At 41.3% G+C, this 21,149-nt stretch carries 18 protein-coding genes; 5 read left to right on the top strand and 13 right to left on the bottom strand.

The window, feature by feature from the left end; all coding sequences use genetic code 11:
- Positions 1–21: 21 nt before the first annotated feature.
- A complete protein-coding gene (locus tag FKG96_RS09350; RefSeq protein WP_149105365.1) occupies positions 22–2,667 on the bottom strand; it encodes a valine--tRNA ligase in 2,646 nt (881 codons plus the stop codon).
- Between the two features lie 159 nt (positions 2,668–2,826).
- Here FKG96_RS09350 and FKG96_RS09345 point away from each other — a divergent pair, with 159 nt between their 5' ends.
- Complete coding sequence (locus tag FKG96_RS09345; RefSeq protein ID WP_149105364.1) at positions 2,827–4,104, top strand: DUF3887 domain-containing protein; 1,278 nt, start codon at positions 2,827–2,829, stop codon at positions 4,102–4,104.
- A gap of 59 nt (positions 4,105–4,163) precedes the next feature.
- On the opposite strand, the gene gyrB is transcribed toward FKG96_RS09345, so the two are convergent.
- Entirely contained in the window at positions 4,164–6,122 is a 1,959-nt protein-coding gene (gyrB, locus tag FKG96_RS09340) for a DNA topoisomerase (ATP-hydrolyzing) subunit B (RefSeq protein ID WP_013665735.1), read from the bottom strand.
- A gap of 298 nt (positions 6,123–6,420) precedes the next feature.
- Here gyrB and FKG96_RS09335 point away from each other — a divergent pair, with 298 nt between their 5' ends.
- On the top strand, positions 6,421–7,023 hold the full coding sequence (locus FKG96_RS09335) for an OmpH family outer membrane protein (RefSeq protein WP_130856952.1): 603 nt from the start codon (positions 6,421–6,423) through the stop codon (positions 7,021–7,023).
- A gap of 39 nt (positions 7,024–7,062) precedes the next feature.
- Here the strand turns inward: FKG96_RS09335 and FKG96_RS09330 are convergent, their stop codons facing one another.
- Both FKG96_RS09330 and FKG96_RS09325 read right to left on the bottom strand, forming a co-directional pair.
- Positions 7,063–7,212, bottom strand: a complete 150-nt coding sequence (locus FKG96_RS09330; protein WP_013665733.1) for a 30S ribosomal protein THX — start codon at positions 7,210–7,212, stop codon at positions 7,063–7,065.
- 109 nt (positions 7,213–7,321) lie between these two features.
- Positions 7,322–7,753, bottom strand: coding sequence for an META domain-containing protein (locus FKG96_RS09325; protein ID WP_246860261.1), 432 nt, complete (start codon positions 7,751–7,753; stop codon positions 7,322–7,324).
- A gap of 697 nt (positions 7,754–8,450) precedes the next feature.
- On the opposite strand from FKG96_RS09325, the gene FKG96_RS09320 reads away from it, so the two are divergent.
- Positions 8,451–8,684 (top strand): hypothetical protein, encoded by a 234-nt coding sequence (locus FKG96_RS09320; RefSeq protein ID WP_013665731.1) that lies wholly within the window; start codon positions 8,451–8,453, stop codon positions 8,682–8,684.
- Here the strand turns inward: FKG96_RS09320 and FKG96_RS09315 are convergent.
- The 9 genes from FKG96_RS09315 to FKG96_RS09275 all read right to left on the bottom strand — a co-directional run bounded on the left by FKG96_RS09315 (position 8,662) and on the right by FKG96_RS09275 (position 15,560).
- On the bottom strand, positions 8,662–9,369 hold the full coding sequence (locus tag FKG96_RS09315; protein WP_013665730.1) for a phosphatase PAP2-related protein: 708 nt from the start codon (positions 9,367–9,369) through the stop codon (positions 8,662–8,664). The genes FKG96_RS09320 and FKG96_RS09315 overlap by 23 nt on opposite strands.
- Before the next feature lie 218 nt (positions 9,370–9,587).
- Entirely contained in the window at positions 9,588–9,893 is a 306-nt protein-coding gene (locus FKG96_RS09310; RefSeq protein ID WP_130856946.1) for a DUF3817 domain-containing protein, read from the bottom strand.
- 1 nt (position 9,894) lies between these two features.
- Positions 9,895–10,353 (bottom strand): hypothetical protein, encoded by a 459-nt coding sequence (locus FKG96_RS09305; protein WP_013665728.1) that lies wholly within the window; start codon positions 10,351–10,353, stop codon positions 9,895–9,897.
- 67 nt (positions 10,354–10,420) lie between these two features.
- Positions 10,421–11,011: a TetR/AcrR family transcriptional regulator gene (locus FKG96_RS09300; protein WP_149105362.1), complete on the bottom strand. Its 591-nt coding sequence runs from the start codon at positions 11,009–11,011 to the stop codon at positions 10,421–10,423.
- 80 nt (positions 11,012–11,091) lie between these two features.
- Positions 11,092–11,751, bottom strand: coding sequence for an NAD(P)H-binding protein (locus tag FKG96_RS09295; RefSeq protein WP_149105361.1), 660 nt, complete (start codon positions 11,749–11,751; stop codon positions 11,092–11,094).
- A 160-nt stretch (positions 11,752–11,911) separates the two neighbouring features.
- Positions 11,912–12,643, bottom strand: coding sequence for a DUF481 domain-containing protein (locus FKG96_RS09290; protein WP_013665725.1), 732 nt, complete (start codon positions 12,641–12,643; stop codon positions 11,912–11,914).
- 64 nt (positions 12,644–12,707) lie between these two features.
- Complete coding sequence (locus FKG96_RS09285; protein ID WP_013665724.1) at positions 12,708–12,980, bottom strand: hypothetical protein; 273 nt, start codon at positions 12,978–12,980, stop codon at positions 12,708–12,710.
- A 28-nt stretch (positions 12,981–13,008) separates the two neighbouring features.
- Positions 13,009–14,352, bottom strand: a complete 1,344-nt coding sequence (locus tag FKG96_RS09280) for an ankyrin repeat domain-containing protein (protein ID WP_130856941.1) — start codon at positions 14,350–14,352, stop codon at positions 13,009–13,011.
- A gap of 8 nt (positions 14,353–14,360) precedes the next feature.
- Positions 14,361–15,560, bottom strand: a complete 1,200-nt coding sequence (locus FKG96_RS09275) for an ankyrin repeat domain-containing protein (RefSeq protein WP_130856939.1) — start codon at positions 15,558–15,560, stop codon at positions 14,361–14,363.
- A 661-nt stretch (positions 15,561–16,221) separates the two neighbouring features.
- On the opposite strand from FKG96_RS09275, the gene FKG96_RS09270 reads away from it, so the two are divergent.
- Positions 16,222–19,269: a SusC/RagA family TonB-linked outer membrane protein gene (locus FKG96_RS09270; protein WP_149105360.1), complete on the top strand. Its 3,048-nt coding sequence runs from the start codon at positions 16,222–16,224 to the stop codon at positions 19,267–19,269.
- Between the two features lie 11 nt (positions 19,270–19,280).
- Positions 19,281–20,909, top strand: coding sequence for a SusD/RagB family nutrient-binding outer membrane lipoprotein (locus FKG96_RS09265; RefSeq protein WP_149105359.1), 1,629 nt, complete (start codon positions 19,281–19,283; stop codon positions 20,907–20,909).
- Positions 20,910–21,149: the final 240 nt, after the last annotated feature.

Raw genomic sequence — 21,149 nt, 5'->3', positions numbered from 1 at the left:
ATCGAAAACGGAATAGTAACATTAAAGTGACGCCAAACTTTCTTCTAAAATTTTAATCTTCGCAAGTGCATCTGCTTGCTTATTACGCTCATTCTGCACGATCTCCGGCTTCGCGTTTTGTACAAATCGCTCGTTTGATAGTTTTGCGTTCACCGATTTCAGGAAACCTTGTAAATACGTGATTTCATTTGTTATTCGCTCACGCTCGGCCTTCACATCAATATTTTGAGCTATGCTTACAAAAAACTCATCCTTGCCTGCTATAAATGCTGCCGTCCCCACTTGTTGCTCCGAAACGAAGCTTACGTCGCTGATGTTCGCCAATTTTCTGATACTATCTAAATAGTTTTCGTAAGCAATATCGGTATTCACTTTGATAGCAAGTGGAAGTGTCTCTTTAGGAGAAATTTGTTTCGTGTTTCGCACGTTACGTATTTCAGAAACAACTTGCTGAACCACCTGAAAGTCATTTAGAAGCTCCCGATCGATCTTTGAAGCCTTAGGATAGGCTGCCACAATACAGCAATCCAACGCACTCCGACTTCCAAACAATTCATCGTGCCATAGCTCCTCCGTGATAAATGGCATAAAAGGATGAGCAAGGGCCAATACCTGCTCAAAAAAGTCGATCGTAAAGGTCAATAGATCTTTAGCAATAGGCTGTTGATAAGCCGGCTTTACCAGTTCAAGATACCAGGAGCAGAAATCATCCCATATAAGCTTGTAAATGGTCATGAGCGCATCAGAAAGTCTATAGGCGGCGAAATGCTCCTCTACTTCGATCACAGCTTCACTAAAGCGGCTCTCAAACCATTCCACGGTTTTAAGCTCTGCTTTTGTTGCCGGTTTGTTAACCGTTTCCCAGCCTTTAACTAATCGGAAGGCATTCCAAATCTTGTTGGCAAAATTTCGGCCCTGCTCGCAGTAGGCCACATCAAACATGAGGTCATTACCTGCAGGAGACGACAACAACATTCCAACACGCACGCCATCCGTACCATATTGATCCATCAACTCAATCGGATCCGGCGAATTCCCCAATGATTTAGACATCTTTCGTCCAAGTTTGTCGCGCACGATACCGGTAAGGTAGACATTTTTAAATGGTGCCTTTCCTCGAAATTCCTGCCCTGCAATCATCATACGCGCTACCCAGAAAAACAATATTTCAGGCGCTGTTACCAAATCATTTGTAGGATAATAATAATTGATATCGGCTCCGTTTGGCTCTTTAAATCCGTCAAAAACGGATATAGGCCATAAGCCTGACGAAAACCAAGTATCTAGCACGTCCTCCTCCTGATAAATGCCCTTTGTGCTTTTTCCCAAGCGCTCAAACTCGACTATCGCTTCCTCTTCAGTTTTAGCTACAACCCAATCTTGATTTTCATTGTACCAAGCCGGGATTCGTTGGCCCCACCAGAGTTGCCTCGATATATTCCAATCTTTAACATGCTCCATCCAATGGCGATAGCTATTGATAAATTTGTCAGGAATTAGTTTAACCTCGCCACTAAGCACGTAATCCAGTGCCGGCTTTGCAAGGTGCTCCATTTTACAAAACCATTGCATAGATAGCTTTGGTTCAATAGCCGCATCGGTCCGCTCTGAAAAGCCAACCTGCGACTTATAATCTTCAACCTTTTCCAATTGCCCTACTTCTTCCAGCATTTTAGCAATTTTTTTACGGGCGATAAAGCGATCCTCTCCTACTAATATCTGCGCTTTTTCATTTAGCGTTCCATCGTCATTTAAGATGTCGACAACCTCTAATTTATGCTTCTGGCCCAGCTCATAGTCGTTCAGATCATGTGCCGGCGTTACTTTTAAACAACCTGTACCAAATTCCATCTCAACATACTCATCCTCAATGATGGGTATTTCCCTGTTTATTATAGGAACCAGTACTTTCTTTCCTTTTAAATGCTGATAGCGTTCGTCATTCGGATTGATACAAACGGCCGTGTCAGCCATAATCGTTTCCGGCCGGGTTGTTGCGATGGTGATGTACGATCGTTGTTGGTTATTCGTTGTTCGTTCTTCGCCCGTGTCTACAACTTGATACTGGATATAATACAGCTTCTGGTTTACTTCTTTGCGAATTACTTCTTCATCTGAGACAGCGGTTTTACCCTGCGGATCCCAGTTAATCATGCGGATACCTCGGTAGATATACCCCTTCTTATAAAGGTGAATAAATGTATCAATTACCGCATCGCTCAAGTCGGGTTCCATAGTGAAGCGCGTCCGGTCCCAATCGCACGAGGCTCCCAGCTTTCGCAATTGATCGAGAATAATTCCGCCGTATTTTTCCTTCCATTCCCAAGCGTATTTCAAGAATTCTTCACGTGTGATATCGCTTTTATTGATTCCGCGCTCTTTAAGCATAGCGACTACCTTTGCCTCGGTTGCAATCGACGCATGATCGGTACCGGGCACCCAACAGGCATTTTTACCCTGCATCCGGGCACGGCGAATTAATACATCCTGAATCGTATTATTTAGCATATGTCCCATGTGCAATACGCCCGTGACGTTAGGAGGAGGCATGACAATCGTATAGGGTTCTCTACCATCCGGTATAGAACGGAAAAACTTCTTTTCCAGCCAATAGGCATACCATTTATCTTCGGTTTCTTTGGGGTTGTATGTCTTCGCTATGCTCATGGTATAAATAACATTTAGTATACTATTGTATACATATAAAGAGGTGCAAACCTACTATAAAATTCGCTTATTTGGAAATGGAGATCGGCTTTCAGCAATGAGCTATTTTCGCGAGCAAGTACCATATAATTTTTGTATCTTAAAGAAAAAATTCATTTTATGCGTTACCTTTTTATTCTCTTTACCTTATTATTCTTGAGCATTTATAGCGGAAAAGCGCAAAACACAAACGGCAATAAGGCGGCAAAATTCATCTCGCTCATGGTTGATTCCAACTACAAGGAAGCACTTGATCTTACTTCAGCTGATTTTAAAGCGAAGGTTAACCCAGCAACATTATCGAAGATATGGAAGGGTATTAACCAGCAATTTGGTGCTTTTGAGCAGGTAGAACCACTCGATAGCATTACTAATAATAACAACTCGTTGATACTGCAAGCCACTTTTAAAGATTATATTGTTCCCTTAACATTCCATTTTAACACGAGCGGAGATATTTCGGCTTTTTTAATGCAACAACAACCCAAAATCAGGGCCAACACCAATAGGAGTCCGGCTAATTTCCCCGAAGAGGCGTTAAAAATCAAAGTAAATGGAGGTATTATCAGCGGAACTCTTATGACACCAAAAAATCCGCAAGCGGGTACTCCCGTCGCTTTAATCATTGCGGGTAGCGGTCCTACGGATCGCAATGGCAACAACCTTTATGGCGTGAAAGCCAACAGTTACTTATTATTAGCGGAAGCGTTAGCGGATAACGGCATCGCCAGTTTCCGATACGATAAGCGTTTGATCGGCGAAAGTGTAAACTTTCAGACAAGCCAAAATAACTTGGTGTTTAACGACTTTGTAGATGACGCGGTGATTCTTGGAACATTTCTCAAAAATCAAAAAAAATTTCAAAAGCTGTTTATTATAGGTCATAGCGAAGGTTCAAACATCGGCATTATTGCATCGGAGCAGCTGAATCCGGACGCCGTTGTTTCTTTATGCGGCCCGGGAGAAAATCTTGCTACTGTGTTAGAAAATCAATTATTAACACAACCTTCCTTAGTTAAAGAAGCTACGTCAATTATCAACCTGCTGAAACAGGGAAAAATGACAAATAATGTTCCGACCGAGCTCAATAGTTTATTTGCCCCGGCTATACAACCCTTCCTTATTTCGTCTTTCAAAATCAATCCCGAAGAAGAAATCAGGAAGTTAAAAATACCAATCCTGATTGTGGGAGGCACTACGGATTTGCAAGTACCGACCAGCCACGCCGAAAAGTTAAAAGCAGCGAATCCCAAAGCCACGCTCTTACTTATAAAAAACATGAACCATACACTAAAAACAGCACCTGCAAATAAAGAAGCTAACTTGAAGACTTATTCAAATCCAAATCTCCCGTTAAACAGCGATTTAGTAATAGGCTTGGTTAATTTTTTAAAGTGATAGGTTAAAAGTTGTACGTTATAAGGCACTTAAAACGTACAACTTAAAACTTAGAACTTTTATACGTCTATCTTCGCATATTTAGCGTTACGCTCAATAAACTCCCGACGAGGTGCCACTTCATCGCCCATTAACATGGAAAAGACACGGTCGCACTCCGCCGCATTTTCTATACTCACCTGACGTAAGGTGCGGGTTTCGGGGTTCATGGTAGTATCCCACAACTGCTCTGCGTTCATCTCTCCCAAACCTTTATACCGCTGAACATGTACGCTATCCTCTTTACCGGCACCTTTCAACCGTTGAATAGCTGCCAGTCGTTGATTTTCATTCCACGCGTACTCATGTTCTTTACCTTTTTTTACTAAGTACAACGGAGGAGTAGCAATGTAGACATAACCTCGCTCTATTAATTCCTTCATATAACGGAAATAGAAGGTCAAAATCAACGTTGTAATATGCGAACCGTCCACATCGGCATCCGTCATGATAATGATTCGATGATAACGAAGTTTTTCCAGATTCAGCGCCTTCGCATCTTCAGGAGTACCGATACTCACCCCTAGGGCGGTAAACATATTCTTAATTTCCTCGTTCTCGTAGATTTTATGCTCCATCGCTTTTTCTACGTTGAGGATTTTACCACGCAAAGGCAGGATTGCCTGAAATTCCCTGTTTCTCCCCTGTTTTGCGGTTCCTCCCGCCGAGTCTCCCTCTACGAGGTATATTTCACATTTAGCAGGATCATTGTTTGCGCAATCGGCCAACTTACCCGGCAAACCGCTACCTCCCATTACCGTTTTGCGCTGCACCATATCACGGGCTTTGCGTGCAGCGGCGCGAGCTTGAGCCGCGATGATAACCTTCTGTACAATTGCCTTTGCTTCGCGTGGATTTTCTTCCAGGTAAGTACCCAAAATCTCGCCTACAGCGACATCTACGGCGCCCATTACTTCGTTGTTCCCGAGTTTGGTTTTTGTTTGTCCTTCAAACTGCGGCTCAGCGACCTTTACAGAAATAACAGCCGTTAAGCCTTCTCGAAAATCATCACCTGTAATTTCTACCTTTAGGTTCTTTAACAGGCCCGATTTATCTGCATAAGCTTTCAAAGTACGGGTTAAGCCTCTCCTAAATCCGGCAACATGAGTACCCCCTTCAATGGTATTGATATTGTTCACGTAGGAGTGCACGTTTTCGGAATAGGTATCATTATATTGCAAAGCTAACTCTACCGGTATACCCTGTTTTATTCCTTCCACATGAATGGGGTCAGGAATTAGAGGCTGACGGTTACCATCCAAAAATTTAACAAACTCGCTCAGGCCACCTTCAGAATAAAACTCTTCATGACGTAATGCTCCATCTTCTTGCTCCTCGCGTTCGTCAAGTAGGGTAAGTCTGATTCCTTTGTTTAAATAAGCCAACTCACGCAATCTACCGGCAAGCGTATCATAACTATACGTGGTAGTCATGGTAAAAATACTTGGATCCGGATGGAAAGTAACATTCGTTCCGGTACGATCGGTTTCACCAATTACTTTTACATCATACAGAGGTTTTCCCTGCGCATACTCTTGTTTAAATATTTTACCTTCCCGATGTACTTCAGCTATCAACAAGGTAGAGAGTGCATTCACACAGGAAACACCAACACCATGTAAACCACCGGAAACCTTATAGGTGTCCTTATCGAACTTACCACCGGCATGGAGCATAGTCATGACCATTTCCAAGGCTGATTTGTTCTCTTTTTTATTGATTCCGGTTGGGATACCCCGTCCGTTATCCTCCACTGTTATGGAGTTATCTTTATGAATGATTACATGAATGTCTGTACAGTAACCGGCTAGCGCTTCATCAATGGAGTTATCAACTACTTCATACACCAAGTGGTGCAAACCTTTCACGCCAACGTCTCCGATATACATTGACGGTCTTTTTCTTACGGCTTCTAAGCCCTCTAATACCTGTATATTATCTGCGGAATAGTTGGATTTGTTTTTGTTTTCTTCGCTCATGTATAGTTTAGTTCCAAAAACACAAAAATACGAAATTTTACCGACTTTGAGTAATTTACTCCTTATATAATAGCTATTTAATGTTCTTTTTTTCTAGATAAAAAAACACAGAGAATAGGATGGGAACGCCTACAATTCCTTTCCTATCCAGTCAATTTTTTGCTGACATACACCTCATAAAATCGGTTTCTCAATATGCATGATTCCCGCGCGCATTTAAAAAAAAATTGCTTAGTATATGATTTTTATGTTAGGTTTGCGTTTTGATTGCATAGAAATTAAACAATAAAGACATAAGATGAACAAACCATTCGCTTCTATAGCAAAAATTTCATTAGGCTTGATGCTGGCTGTGGCTGCAGTATCATGTAATAACAATGCAAATAAACCGGCGGCTAAGTCCGGCAAAGACAGCACTGCTGCCGCAGCCACTGAAGGACAGATCGTATATGTAAACTCTGATTCGCTATTAGCCAATTATGAGTACTTTAAAGATATGCAAGCCAAGCTTCAGGAAAAAGCAAAAAAGACACAGAGCGAGCTACAAGCGAAAGGCAATGCTTTTCAACGTGAAGTGGCTGAGTACCAAAAAAACGCTGCTACCATGAGTGCAGAACAGCGCCAAAGTACAGAAGAACGTTTGGCACGTAAGCAGGAAGAGCTCGGCAAATTCAACCAGAATGCGAATCAGTCATTTGCCAATGATGAAGCCCAAGAACAAGAAAAGTTATACAACAAGGTAGCCGATTACCTTAAATCGCATGCGAAAGAGAAAGGCTATAAATTTGTATTAACTTATGCCAAAGGAAACCCGGGTGTACTGTTCGCAGATGAGAGCCTTGAAATCACCAAAGAAGTGGTAGACGGCTTAAATGCTGCTTATAAAAAGGAAAAGAAATAATTAACGTTTAAATAGGTTATAAGGAAGGGTTGATGAATATCAACCCTTTTTATTTTTAGCACTTACTGTGGCCTTTTCTTCTACAACCGCCGTTGCTGCTGCGACTTTTTTTTGCTTATGAGGTCTCGTTTTTCCGAATGAACCCATCGTGATCTTCCCTCTTTTGGTTTTTTTATCTCCTTTTCCCATACTGAATCGTTTATTTTTTTAATAAAAACTTAGTTAATAAAAGTGATAGTCCAAAGTACAAAATTTCAGGGTAAGAAACAAACCTTTAACAGAGGTCCGATTTCAGCATTTAGTCAATCCGCCTGAACCGCATCATAGCAATATCTCCCATAATAAAATGAAGCGTTTTACCTTCATCGGTAATATCATAACGATTTACCTTTTCGAGCGTACTGATGAAGGTCGGCTCTCCCTGCCCTTCGCAAAACATTTTCGTCATTCCTAAACCTTCTTTAAAGCTTATATTATGACCATCGCGATTCAGTTTTCCGAAAAAGTTATTGCAACTGGTATTGCCACTCACGCGGTTACTGTCTACTTCAATTTTTATAAAGGGTTTTTTATTGCGATACAAGCCTTCAAATGCAATGCGAGGACCGCTGATATAGTCCAATTCCCATGTTCCGTTCAATGCATCTTTTTTGGACGTCATCCCCTTTTTCGCTGTACAGGCAGCAACGACGATGGTTAACATCGTGATTAGTATAAAAACTTTTCTCATATAATCATTATTTACAACCGATAAGACTATTTTCAGCACAACAGGTTTAACTATAAAAAGTTTTTTCAACATATGATCCAATCGAGCGTAATAATAAAAAGAACGTTTATTTTATTCAACTTTTTTAATATATGTTCTTTATGCTTGATCATAAAGAACCAAACAATCAAGGCTATCCAGTGCTCACTAAAAATTCGGTTCCTATCCCTCTGTTCTGCGGAGCCGCCCCTATTCACAATTCCTTCCCTTCGCTTTTTCGCATAACACTTTAGCACGCCCTGCTAACCGAATTTTCTTTACGCTCACCCTGGAAGGCCGTTATGCCCTGCGCTATAGCCCGTTGCAAAATCGTTCCAAAGGACGATAATGGCCTAGTCTATGGAGGCAGCAACCGGCAGTCAAAGATGCCCCTCACCATTATTATGCGAAGCAGACGGTAATCAGTGAATCGACGAACGAAGGGCACGCCATTGCGCAAGAGGGTGGCTCCGATTCACGGATGGGCATCTGACCACGGGTTGCAACGGAATAGACAAGCCAAAGCACCTTGGCCCAATGGGCGCAGCAAGTGGGATGTATAAAATAAACGTTCTTTTAAAATGAGCATGACTCCATGTAAAGTGCAATAAGTCTAACCCAAACTATCTACCTTATTTACTATAATAGAATTTCCTTAACTTTGTAACAAAAGATGACTATGCAAACGAAAGAGCCTTTTGACATTACTCTCAATGAGATTGATTATGCGATCTTCCCGGAAGAAGAGGACATCTATACCGTTTATAAAGATGGTGTCGAATATATGAAAATCATGAAAGACACGGAGAATAGCTGGATTAAATTGGATTCGGAAACCGAGCTACCTCGTTTTGAAGCGGACGATGAAATTAACGCTATTGGAAGAGAAATTATAGCTTACGAAGCTCAGTAGTCACCACACGCACACCCACTTTTTCTTTTGCTAAAGCTAAATGGGCTGCCTTATACCATCCGCTTAATGCGATTTCGCGTCCCAACCAAAAACAACACCAGGTAAATAAAGGAGCCGCCAGCACATCGATACTGTAATGCACATGCTGAATCAGCACCATGCTTCCGACCAATAGCGTGGCTATTAAAGCTAATAGCTTATCCACTCGATTTGGTAAACATAAAAAGATAAGAAACATCGTGGAGGTATGACCGGAAAAAAAAAGATCTTTGGTAATAAAACCGGCCTTTCCATAGGCAATATTGCTTAACGGATCCACTAGAGGAATTAATCCGGTGGGAGGGTCTAATGCGACCAACGAAATGGTCAGCATCCGCATAAATACAACCAGCAAGAAGCCATATAATGCGGTAATCATAATGGCAGGGCTAGAAAAACACCGATACAAAAGCAACGCTGCCATCCCCCATATACATACAAATATGGGCGTTGATAAATCCATGGTAGGTAAGAGGTTCAGCAACGGATCATATAAAGGCACTCCATCTCTCAGCTCGATATGATCAAAGAATTGGGGCAGCACAAATAAAAGTACAATAAACAAAAGATGGCCAGCGATCAGCCAGCTTTTAAAAGCCCAACTTTGCATCGCCTGTTTCCAGGTAATGGTTGCCGGGTATTCCATTTGAATTAAAGGTTGCATCTCCTCTCAAAAAAACATTTGCAAATTTGGCTTAACATTTTGATAATATGAAATTAATTTTTTCTAATCTATATTTTTTATGCTCAGACGAATAAAGAACAGATTAAATGTAAGCTTCTTTGTAACGTAAAGATGAGATAAAGCGCTACTATTTCGTATTGCTGTCACCGTTTTTTAACAACAATGACACATTTACTTTTTTAATCTAATTTCCGAAGAATCTTTCGATCGATATAGAACGTCCCAAAGGGCACGATACAAGCCAGTAGAACCTGCCATGTGGTGGTTCTAAATTTCCATTTTTGCTCTATTCCTACACTAAGCGCATTAAAAACAAATAGCAAAAACAGCGCACCATGAATAGGGCCCATTAATTTAGTTAAAGAAGGGTTATCGAAATAGTATTTCATCGGTACCGCGACAAAAACGAGGATTAATAACGATATTCCCTCGGCTACACCTATCAGACGGAGCGTAGCAACTTTTGATTGTTTCAAGTGTATCATATTATCTAAAATAAGGTCTGCTAGATAAAGGTGAAAATGGCCATGGAATGGCTATAAAAATAATAAACAAGGCTATTGAAAACCATATCAGCATGGTCCTAAACTTTTCTCCATCTTCCGATTTACGCTTAGCTAAAGAAGAGCCAACAGTAAGGACAACCACCGCGCTAAACATCAAGAAGGCATGGAACAGGGCAAAAAATGCTACGTCCCAATTCGACGAGGTCTCCTCGGTTTCCTTCCAGAAATATTTTATAATAGGGCTTTTGGTATAAAGGATAATTCCAAGCACCAGCTGTATGTGTGCAATGGTGGCCGTCCAATGCCTAATTGCATTATCCGTTTTTGAAAAGGGCTTAAGCTGATTAACACCTAGATAGGCACGAACAATAGCGACGACTAGACTGACTAGCACCAACCACCTGAAAAGAGAATGAAGAAAAATAAGTGTAACGTACATCGTTTTTTAATTAACGAAGCAAAGATATAACAAAACATACTACTCAGTATGTTTTTAGATAAAAAAATTATCTCAGCGAGTTCAAGTAATTCTTAAGTTCCTTTAAATAAGGAACATATACCGATCGATTATTTTCAAGTTTGCCGAAATTACGGATACCCCAATAACCCGACATAACAAAAAAAGTAACCTGTTTTGCGTCCACGTTCTGTCGTATACGTCCGTCTTTCTTTCCTTTTTCGATCGTTGCGATTAAAGACTTATTCCATTGATTGACGAGTTCGTCAAGTGCTTTCGCAAAACGCTCATTCCAAGGGGCCATTTCTTGCGTTAGATTAGCGGCAGGGCAACCATATTCTACTTTTAGAAATTCGTTTTCCATCAAGAGGTGGTACATCATATTATATATGAGTTCTATAGGGTCCTGATCGTTTTTTAAAGGATCAATGAAATTTTTGGCAAAATTAGGTTTAAGAATTTCATTGATAATGGCCAGTCCCATTTCATCTTTATTCTTGAAATGGTAATAGAAGGCTCCTTTCGTTACTTTTGTTGTTGCAAGAATATCATCAATGCTCGTTGTTTGATATCCCTTCGTGTATATGAGTTCAAAGGCTTTTCGTAGAATACTGAATCGAGTTGCTTCCGCCTTTTTCATGCCGGTTCCTTTTGCACAAAGGAAAAAAAATTATTGATAGCAACAAAATGTGAGCTCTTTTCATAAGCAGCGAATTCGGCTCATTTTAAAAGATCCTGCATTTCTCGCCAATGATAAATTTTTACTTTTTCGTTTTGATTTTGTGCAGCTTTTATCATGGCATTAGCCACACGCTCTCCGGCAATACCTCGATATTTTTCAAGCCCCTTCCCTATTAACAGCGGTCCAATAAACCACCATATGGCCATAAAAAATTTTTCCAATGGCCTATTCTCGTCCCGATTTCCCATTAACATGGAAGGTCTGAAAATATGTGTATGATCGAACCCTTGTGCTATGAGATCCCTTTCCACTTCCCCCTTCGTCCTTAAATAAAACACACCGGAGCTAGGATTCGCACCGACGGCCGTCACTAAAAAAACGGCTGTTGCACCTTGTTCTTTGGCTATTTTTGCAGCCAGCACCGGATAGTCGTGGTCTATCTCGTAATATACCCTTTGATCAGGTGTTTTATTTTTCGTAGTTCCCAAGGTTATATAAACTTCATCGGCTTTAATATCTTCTTTCAGACTAGGTAAGCTATGATAGTCGCCTATTAACAGTTTCAACTTAGGATGATGAATAGTCAATTTTCTCCGAACAACAACCGTTACGACTTCATAATCTGTACTATTGAGTAATTCCTTTAAAAGATACGAGCCTATGAGGCCGGTGGCACCAAATACAACTGCTTTCTTCATCAGCGTAAAATAATTAATGAATTAGACCTATGCTTCCCTGCCATATTAGTGGAAGGTTTCATTCGCAAGACAAATTACTTCTTTTACAGAAGTAATAACGTACCAAAAAAGTTTTCATTATCGTCGTTTTTGTGAAGTAGCTCGGGCAAATACCGAAAGCTTAAAAATACTTTTCAAAAGCAACTCCATAGGTAAATAATAGGTTTTCTCGATCTGTACGATTAATACGGTTATATACCAAAGAGCCTTTTAAACTAAGCCATTTATTTAGTTTAAATGCAATATCGTTGTTTAATTTAATATTAAAGTCTGCCGCATCGGTGAGCGAAGGTTGGTAGAAATTACTGCCCTGAATGATGATAAGCTCTTTAAAGACAAATTTGTAAAGGAGTCTAAAAGAGTTTCGTACCGTTTGATAATCTATAGGTAACTCATTTTCAAGAATACTGCTTGCGTCATAGAGAAAGCCGTCGCTTATGTTAAGAAAAACTTCGTTTTTGTCAATCAGGTTATAAGCAACGCCGGCTCCCGCCAATAGTTGGTTTCTAATCTTTAAGGAAAAGCTCGTATTGTAATTCGCTAAACCCCAATAGAAAAATCGAAGATCTTTCCGATAAATATTAAAATCAAGTGAGCTTGAAAAATCGTTATTTGACTGGCTCCCATCCTGGCGTCCATAGAGCCAGTTATTGTTGAAATTTAGTTTAATCCGCTCTTTTGCGATGGAAAAACGGAGTGCGTTGTTCAATAGAAATGCGCTTTTGTCATTTGTTTTATTAATCGAATTCGTGGACGAGAACTGGACGTAATAATTTGTGCTATCCTGCGTTTGACCGTGTGCGAGGCTAATGAAAACAACAAAGAGAACAGAAAACCATAGCTGTTTGACCATTACTAGACAAACTTAGCCAAATTGACAATAAAACACAAGCTAACCTATTGCTTGGTAAACTCACTTACAAAAGACCTTTTCCGAGTAAAAACCCAAACGCAACAGTGATCCAAACGATTCCCCAAACAAATAACGGAATAAAATATAAATCGTGCTTTCTACCTTTACGTTTAAGATAAAGCCCCAAGGGAACGATTATAATACCGGAAACTAACAAACTGTAAAGAAACCCACGTAAAGTCGAATTTCCTGCTTCGCCAAAAAGCGATATGCCAATCATTATACATACAATGGGTATTAAAATGGCTAAGATTCCCCAACCTCGATAAATCAACATAGTTATCTTATTTTATATTTCAACAAGTTCAGGATTGTAGAATTTTATTTTTCTCGGCATCAAATTCCTCTTGATTGATTATACCTGCATCTAATAAATCCTTCAAATCAAAAAGTGCCTGTTTCTTTTGTGCCATATCCATACCCGCCTGTACGGCTACCTTTGGCATTTCTGCCTGCATCGGCCCGTCAACTATATCATTTGATTGAGCACCAAAATCGATTAATAGGGCGGTTATCTCGTTGAAACCTTGCATATTAGCATAATCGATAGGCTTTTGCTCCAACGCGTTGGCTAAATCTGTGGTTGCGCCATGCGTTAACAAAAACCGGACAACATCTTTCTTACCATAAGCCGCTGCATAATGCAACGCGGTATTGCCTGCGGCGTCTTGCTTATCAATCGCTGCTCCCGCCTCTAACAGTTGTTTTACTAAAGAAAGATAACCGGATTTCGCGGCCGTCTGTAACAAAGTCTCGCCTGCATAATGCGGTTCAAAGCCTAATATAAAAGTACGCGTACCGGTTCGCGCAATCAATTTCCGAATATAATCCCCGTCTCGGCCATCGAAAGAATCGACCGGCCTTGCATAATCGGGAGACAATCCTTTGGATAGAAATAGCGCCAATAGCTCCTTTTGATTACTGCCACACACGTACCATACCGGCGATATACCTTCGGCCGATTCGGCAAAAATATCAGCACCCTGTTCTACTAAACGTTGCGTAATTAAACGGTTACCTAATTTCGTTGCTAAAAGGAGAGGGCCTTCGCTCTGATCATTCACTATATTGACAGCCGCTCCATTGTCTAAAAGCTTATTAACGATCGGTACCGAGTTCTGTTCAACAGCCAAATTTAACGCCGTATTTCCCTGCTTATCACTTACATTTGCTTCAGCTCCATTATCTAATAGTAATTGCACCATCGGCGGGTACTTATATTGCACAGCAATCAATAAAGGTGATTCTGCCTCATTGTTTAAAGCGTTAATATCGAGTCCGTCAGCGATCAATTTTTCGGCCACCTCCTGTTGTCCGGTTCTTGCGGCAATATGCAATAAGCTGTTACCCAGAAAGTCGTTTATTCGTATATCAGCTCCCTGGTTCATTAAAAACAAGGCCGTTTGTTTCTGTTTTTGCAACAAGGCAAAGTACAGGGGCGTTTCTCCCTGATGGTCTTCATAATTCAGATCCGCACCTGATTCAACTAATTGCTTCACTAGATCCAAATAACCGCGATGCGCCGCATAATGTAATGCTGTACGGCCTTTTTCGTCAGTATAACCCACATCAACTTGTTGTTTTTCCAAAAGGATTTCAGCAATCTTCCTTTTACCTCCTTCACAGGCAATGATAAATGATTGAGACATAATACAACTTATTCTTGTGCTAATAATAATTCTACTGTTTTTGATTTCAGATTGTCACCCAACGCATAATCTACCGCTTTTTTATCGGCTATATTTTCTAATTTGGCATCTACACCTTGTTGTAATAGAAATTTCACCTTTCGGTACAGTTCTTTTGCCTTTGGTTCATCATAATTCAAGTTAAACATACATACCTTATGCAATAACGTGTTGCCTTCATTATCGCGATAGTCGAGATCGAGAGCACCTCTGTGTACCAAGCGCTCCAGTAAGTTGTATGACTTCTCTAAAGCCCAGTCAATTCCTGTTTTTGGCCGATGGTAATAGTCCGACGGCTCCTTAAGGTCGCCTCCATGATCTAACAACATATCCAATATTTTATAATTATCATCATTCTCATATACCATGGCGCGCAAAAAACCATTTAAGAGATTCTCTTTTTGTTTGGTTAAAGCATAAAAATCCGGGGTCTGATAATGTAAAAACAACTCCATTATTTTTGCGTCGAATTGAAAAACAGCGGCATGAAAAAAGGCGCTCTCTCCCTGCTTATTTTCAACATTGGGGTAGGCACCGGCTTCCAACAACGCTTTTATCACCTCTATATTCCGCAAACGAACAGCAACATGAAGGGGTGTATTCCCCTCAACATTGGCAGCATTTATATCTAGGCCTTCTGCTATCAACCATGTTACAAGCTCTCTTCGATAGGCTTCGGGTTTCATCCCGTAATTACATATCTTGTAAAGAAGCGTTTGGTCGTATTTATCTTTCCGATGAATGTCTGCCCCTTGACCCACTAATATTTTCAATAAGGAGACGGGCGCATTCACCTCAATCGCATAGTTGAGTAAAGTAATCCCCCCTACTTCTTCGTCAATTTCATCGATCCGGGTGGCAAAAGTTTCAAACCAAGCTAAATAACCAGCTAAGTCCTGCAATTGCAGACTATCGATGCGTAAGAATGTGTTAATAATACTATTGTCAAATTTGTCGTATAGATAAAGATCCGTTTCGATCAAACCTTTCCGAATAAAAAGGTCGATTATTTCGTATTGACTCGATTTAATCAACTGAGTGACGGCAGATCCAAGTGCATAATCTTGAAAATCTTTAGCACTTGTAGCCTGTTCGGTTATCGCCTTGAGTTGTTCCGAATCTTTAGCCCTTGCGGCGGACTCTATTGCTCTTAATTCGTCGTTTGTCATATTTCTAATGGGATGTGAACAAAACTAGCGAATTTGCCACTATCGGCTGCCCCTGAAATCAGCTATTTTTTTGAAGAGCCGGATAGGGCTTGTTTTCTGTCTACACAGCAAACTTGAAAGCTTAAGTTAGGTGGGCACGAGCTGCTAAACTTCTATTTTATTTCACAAAAGTATGTTTCATTTTATACTTGGTATAAATAAGAACCCATCAAAAACTTTTTTTTTGAAATACTATTGCTTTGTTAAAAATATTATCTATATTCACAGAAATGTTACAATTATGAGAGACTAAATTCAATTAAAGTCAGACTAATACAAACACAAGAACAATACAAGCAACCGATCAATACATTTTATTGATAGCAACAGAGAACAGAATGTAAGCCATCAACCAGCTTAATCCCTCGTTTATTAAACATTATTGTGCAATAGATCCTTAGAGGTTTTCTGTTATTCTCAATAACTTAATCGTGTAATCGATCGTAAAGCACTTACCCTATCAATTTATTTACGGACTCGATGCTGTGAAGCAGGCGATCACATTTGTGAAACAAAAAAATGTGCGCTGGGATATTATTGTGCTTTTTGAAAGCATTTGCAGGCCAACCTAATGTAACACAACCCGTTCTTAAACAACAATTTATAACCAAAATCACTTAACATGAAGAAAGTTTTGCTATGCTTAATGTTCTTTAGTCAATGGCTCTTATTGGGAGCGCAGACAAGAAGTATCATCGGAAAAGTATCCGATCAGACGGATGGCCAACCGTTACCTGGCGTATCCATCAAAGTAAAAGGAACGAATATCGGCACTTCCACCGACGAAGAGGGCCGATTCAATTTACAAACCAGTTTAAACAACTTATCGCTTGAAGTTTCATTTTTGGGTTACGAATCGCAAACTGTTACCGTCGCAGCCAATAACAACACCCCTCTTAATATACGTTTGGTTGCGTCAGACAATAAACTGAACGAGGTGGTAGTTACCGCTTTGGGGATTGAACGCAAAGCTAAAAGCTTGACTTACTCTACCCAGACTGTGAAGGGCGATGAACTGACGCGTGTTAAAGATGTAAACCCGATGAATAACTTAACCGGCAGAATTTCGGGACTTCAGATTAACCGCAGCTCGTCCGGGATGGGCGGTTCTGTTAATATTGTCTTAAGAGGTATGAAATCGAACCGCAGTAATCAACCGCTTTATGTAGTAGACGGTTTGCCGATTACCAATACTTCGGGCAGTGGCTCTGAGGGGCCTTTTGGTGGCGGAACAGACAAAGGCGACATTCTCAGTACCCTGAATGCAGATGATATCGCTAGTATCAACGTGTTAAAAGGCGCCTCTGCTTCTGCACTCTATGGCAGTCAGGGAGCCAACGGAGCCATTATGATTACCACTAAAAAAGGAGCGGCCGGGCGTATGCGACTGGATATATCCTCCGGCGTGACAATTGATAAACCTTTTTACTTACCCAAGCTACAATATAAATATGGCCAGTCGACGCCCGATAGTGAAGAAAGTTGGGGTGAAGCAGGCTCCTTTTCAGACCCTGTAAAAGATTTCTTCGATACAGGGACCACCTTTATTAATTCAGTTAGTTTTAGTGGCGGCACGGAAAAGATGCAGAATTATTTCTCTTATGGCAACACCACGAATAAAGGGGTACTTCCAACCAACACATTCGATCAGCATACCGTATCGCTTCGCAATACATCCAACTTCTTCGACAATAAATTGTCCTTCGATGGAAGCTTAATGTACTCCTATCAGAAGATACATAATCGCCCTGCCTCCGGTTTGTATTTCAGTCCCTTAAGTGGCCTATATATGTTTCCTCGCGGGCAGGATTTCGAAAAATATAAAACCTTCGAATACTTTTCGTCGTCAAGAAATCTATATTTACAGGACTGGTGGAATATCAATGCCGATGCTGGTCTTACGGGTACGCACCATCAGCAGAACCCGTTCTGGGTATTGCATCGAAATCCGACTGATCAGAACCGCAACAACATTATCGGCCAGGCGCAACTGCGTTACAATATAACTGATTGGCTGAATGTCACGGCACGAGGGACCCTTAACAAGCGTTGGGATAAGTGGCAACGCCGAACCTATGCCGGTACCCAAGGCGTCATTTCCGGAGAAACCATTGCGGGCGTGCTGAATGATAATGGTCGATATCAACGCGAAGAAGGAGAAAGTACCGCCTTATATGGAGATTTATTAGTCAACGGAAACAAGCAGTTCGACGATTGGAATCTGACATTTACGGCAGGTACGTCCATTAATGATGTACGCGAAAGCGGTTGGATATTGGATCAGCGTCGATTAGCTATTGCCAATGTTTTCCTATTAAGTAATATCTACCGAAATTCGCCCATCACCAGTCTAACAGAAACTGCCAACAAAAGACAGGTTCAGTCGTTATTTGGCTCAGCCAACATCGGTTACAAAGAGAAGGTTTACGTCGATCTCACCGCACGGAACGACTGGTCCTCAACATTGGCTTTCACGCCCAACAAAAGCAAAGGGTATTTTTATTGGTCGGCCGGGTTAACCACCATCCTTTCCGAACTGATGACACTTCCAACTTTTATCAATTATAGTAAATTACGCTTCTCTTACGCACAGGTTGGTAACGATGTAGCCGCCTTTTCAACATTTCCGGTAAATACGCTAGCCACCGGAACACTGACGGCTAATGTTTCTGGCCCGTATAAAGGGCTTCCGCTTAAACCCGAAATTAGCAGAAGTTTTGAACTTGGTTATGAAGGTCGTTTCTTTAACGACCGCGTTAACATAGATTTAGCACTATATAAGACCAATACAAAGAATCAATATTTCTCTTATGACGGCCCCGTCGGCGCGGTATATACTACCGTGTTTCTCAATGCCGGAAATGTCGAAAACAAAGGGATTGAGCTTGCCTTAGGTGTTGACGCGATCAAAACCGGGCGTTTCACATGGAATACGGGCGTGAACTTTACGGCAAACCGCAATAAAATATTAGAGTTGGCGCCCGGCCTTGGCGAACGCTATAGTATTGGTGGCAATTTCAATGTTCTGCGCCTGGGTGGATCTTTCGGTGACTTTTGGGGACGCACATTCTTACGTGATGCGAATGGTACTCTTATCGTGGACGAAAACGGAAGACCTCAAGGCGGACCCGATGGCTACCTTGGCAATAATAATCCCAAATCTATCATTGGATGGAACAATACGGTAAGCTATGGAGACTTCTCGCTGAGCCTTACCATCGATGGCCGTTTTGGTGGCCAGGTTATCAGCATTACTCAAGGTTATTTAAATTCTTTCGGTGTGAGCCAAGAAAGCGCCGATGCCCGTGATCGGGGCGGTGTAGATGTTCCGGCGGTACAAGCCGATGGCACGCCGTGGCAAGGTCTATTACCAGCACAGGCTTATTATGGTGCAATCGGTAACCGGGATGGAATTATTGAAGGGCAAATTTACGATGCCACCAATATTCGCCTACGCGAGCTTTCTATCAGTTATAAATTGCCGATCAAATGGCGCGCGGTTCAACAAGCTTCGCTCAGTCTTTCCGGAAGGAACCTGTTTTTCTTTAAAAACGATGCTCCATATGATCCGGAGCTTAACACAACCACCGGTGTCGGAGGCCAGGGTTATGATATTTTTGGCTTACCCACTACTAGAAGTTTCGGTTTAACATTAAAAGCATCTTTCTAATTGACAACATTATGGACACGATCAATAAATTTAAAAAATACAGCATACTTTTCATTGCGTTCATCGGATTAGCCGTCGGTCAGAGTTGTACGGACAAGTTCGAAGAGATCAACACCAGCCCTGTGGGCGTTACAGATGATCAGGCAAACGCCGATTATGCTTTAATAGCATCCTTTCTAGCACAGGCACAACGCGACATTATTCCGGAGGATGTGGGCGAATACCAACTAGCCAATAATTTGTGCAGCGACGCCTATGGCGGTTACTTTGGTGCGCAGGCGCCTTTTGTGGGTAATGCCAATAATCTAACCTATAGCCTAGTGCAAGGTTGGTATCAGGCTATTTGGGTGCAGCGTTATATTAAAGCGATGAATCCGTTATATCGTGTGATCGAATTGACGAAAGAAGATCAAAATTTACAGGATATTTATGCTTTTTCCCTTGTGCTAAAGGTAGCGGCCATGCATCGTACTAGCGATAAGGTCGGCCCAATTATTTATAGTAAGTATAATGTGATCAACGATGATGGCGGAATCTCTTATGACTCGCAGGAACAAGCCTATACCCTATTTTTTGAGGACTTAAATAAAGCGATTGACATCCTTAAAACGATTCAAAACAACGAGGATTCTCCGGCCATGCAGAAGGCCGACCTTGCCTATACCTCGAAACGGTATAGCCATTGGCTTAAATTTGCCAATACATTGCGTTTGCGACTGGCTTTACGCATCGCTTATGTCAATCCTACATTAGCTAAAACCGAGGGCGAGAAAGCCCTGGACCCTGTAAATGGCGGTTTATTGGAAAATGTAGTCGATAACTGCTACATCACCTTAAGTGTAGACCATCCCTTAAACATCATCACCAGTAGTTGGAGTGATACCCGACTGGGTGCTCCATTTGAATCTATTTTACGCGGTTACAACGACCCTCGTCTACCCAAACTATTCCTTACCGCAACGGATCCCGCTGTCGCCGGACAATATAAGGGGATCCGTTCCGGTATTAACATTGATGCCAAAAGCCGGTACGACAATTACTCCAAATTGCAACCACAAGCTATGAAGATGCAATTAATGGTAGCTCCCGAAAGCTGGTTTTTGAAAGCCGAAGCGGCATTGAGAGGTTGGAGCAATGCAGGAGATGCGAAAACCAATTATGAGACAGGCATCGACCGGTCTTTTGAGATGTATAATTTAACCGCTCAAGCAAGCGCTTATAAGAATGATGCAACAAGCATGGCTATGCCTTACGTAGATCCGAAGGCTGTTAAGAGCGGGGAAAATGACGTTGCTGCTTCTTCTCCTTACCTGAGTAAAATTACAATCAAATGGGATGATGCTGCTACCAGCGCGACTAAGCTGGAACGCATCATCACCCAGAAGTGGATTGCTATATTTCCGGACGGTGATGAAGCCTGGGCTGAATATCGGCGCACCGGTTATCCTATTCTATTTCCTGTTGTAGTAAATTATAGTGGTGGAACGATACCTACTATTCCCGGCGTTAGACGGATGCCCTATCCGCAACGTGAATATAACAGTAATAGTGCGGCAGTAGCCGAGGCTGTTGAGATGCTAGGCGGGCAAGATAATGGCGGGACCCGTTTGTGGTGGGACGTTGCTGATAAAACCTTTTAATAATTAAGCATTAAAAAGGTCTGAATAATTTAACTATTCAGACCTTTTCTATCGTTTGAAAAAAGTCTAATTTTCGATATTCCTATTATTTGGATTACACAAAATATTTCGATATTTTTTTCTTTAACAAAAAAAATTATTATCTTGCAACGTACTGATAAGAAGCCTAAATTTCTTAAACCTGTTCCTAAACGCAGGGCTCAGTTATCGGAAAAATCACAAAGGCTTCTTCTATTTTGC

This window comes from Olivibacter sp. LS-1 (assembly GCF_008245145.1).
In the GTDB taxonomy this organism is placed as follows: domain Bacteria; phylum Bacteroidota; class Bacteroidia; order Sphingobacteriales; family Sphingobacteriaceae; genus Olivibacter; species Olivibacter oleidegradans.
Note: the sequence above shows the minus strand (reverse complement) of the source record. Positions and strands in the feature narration are given on the sequence as shown.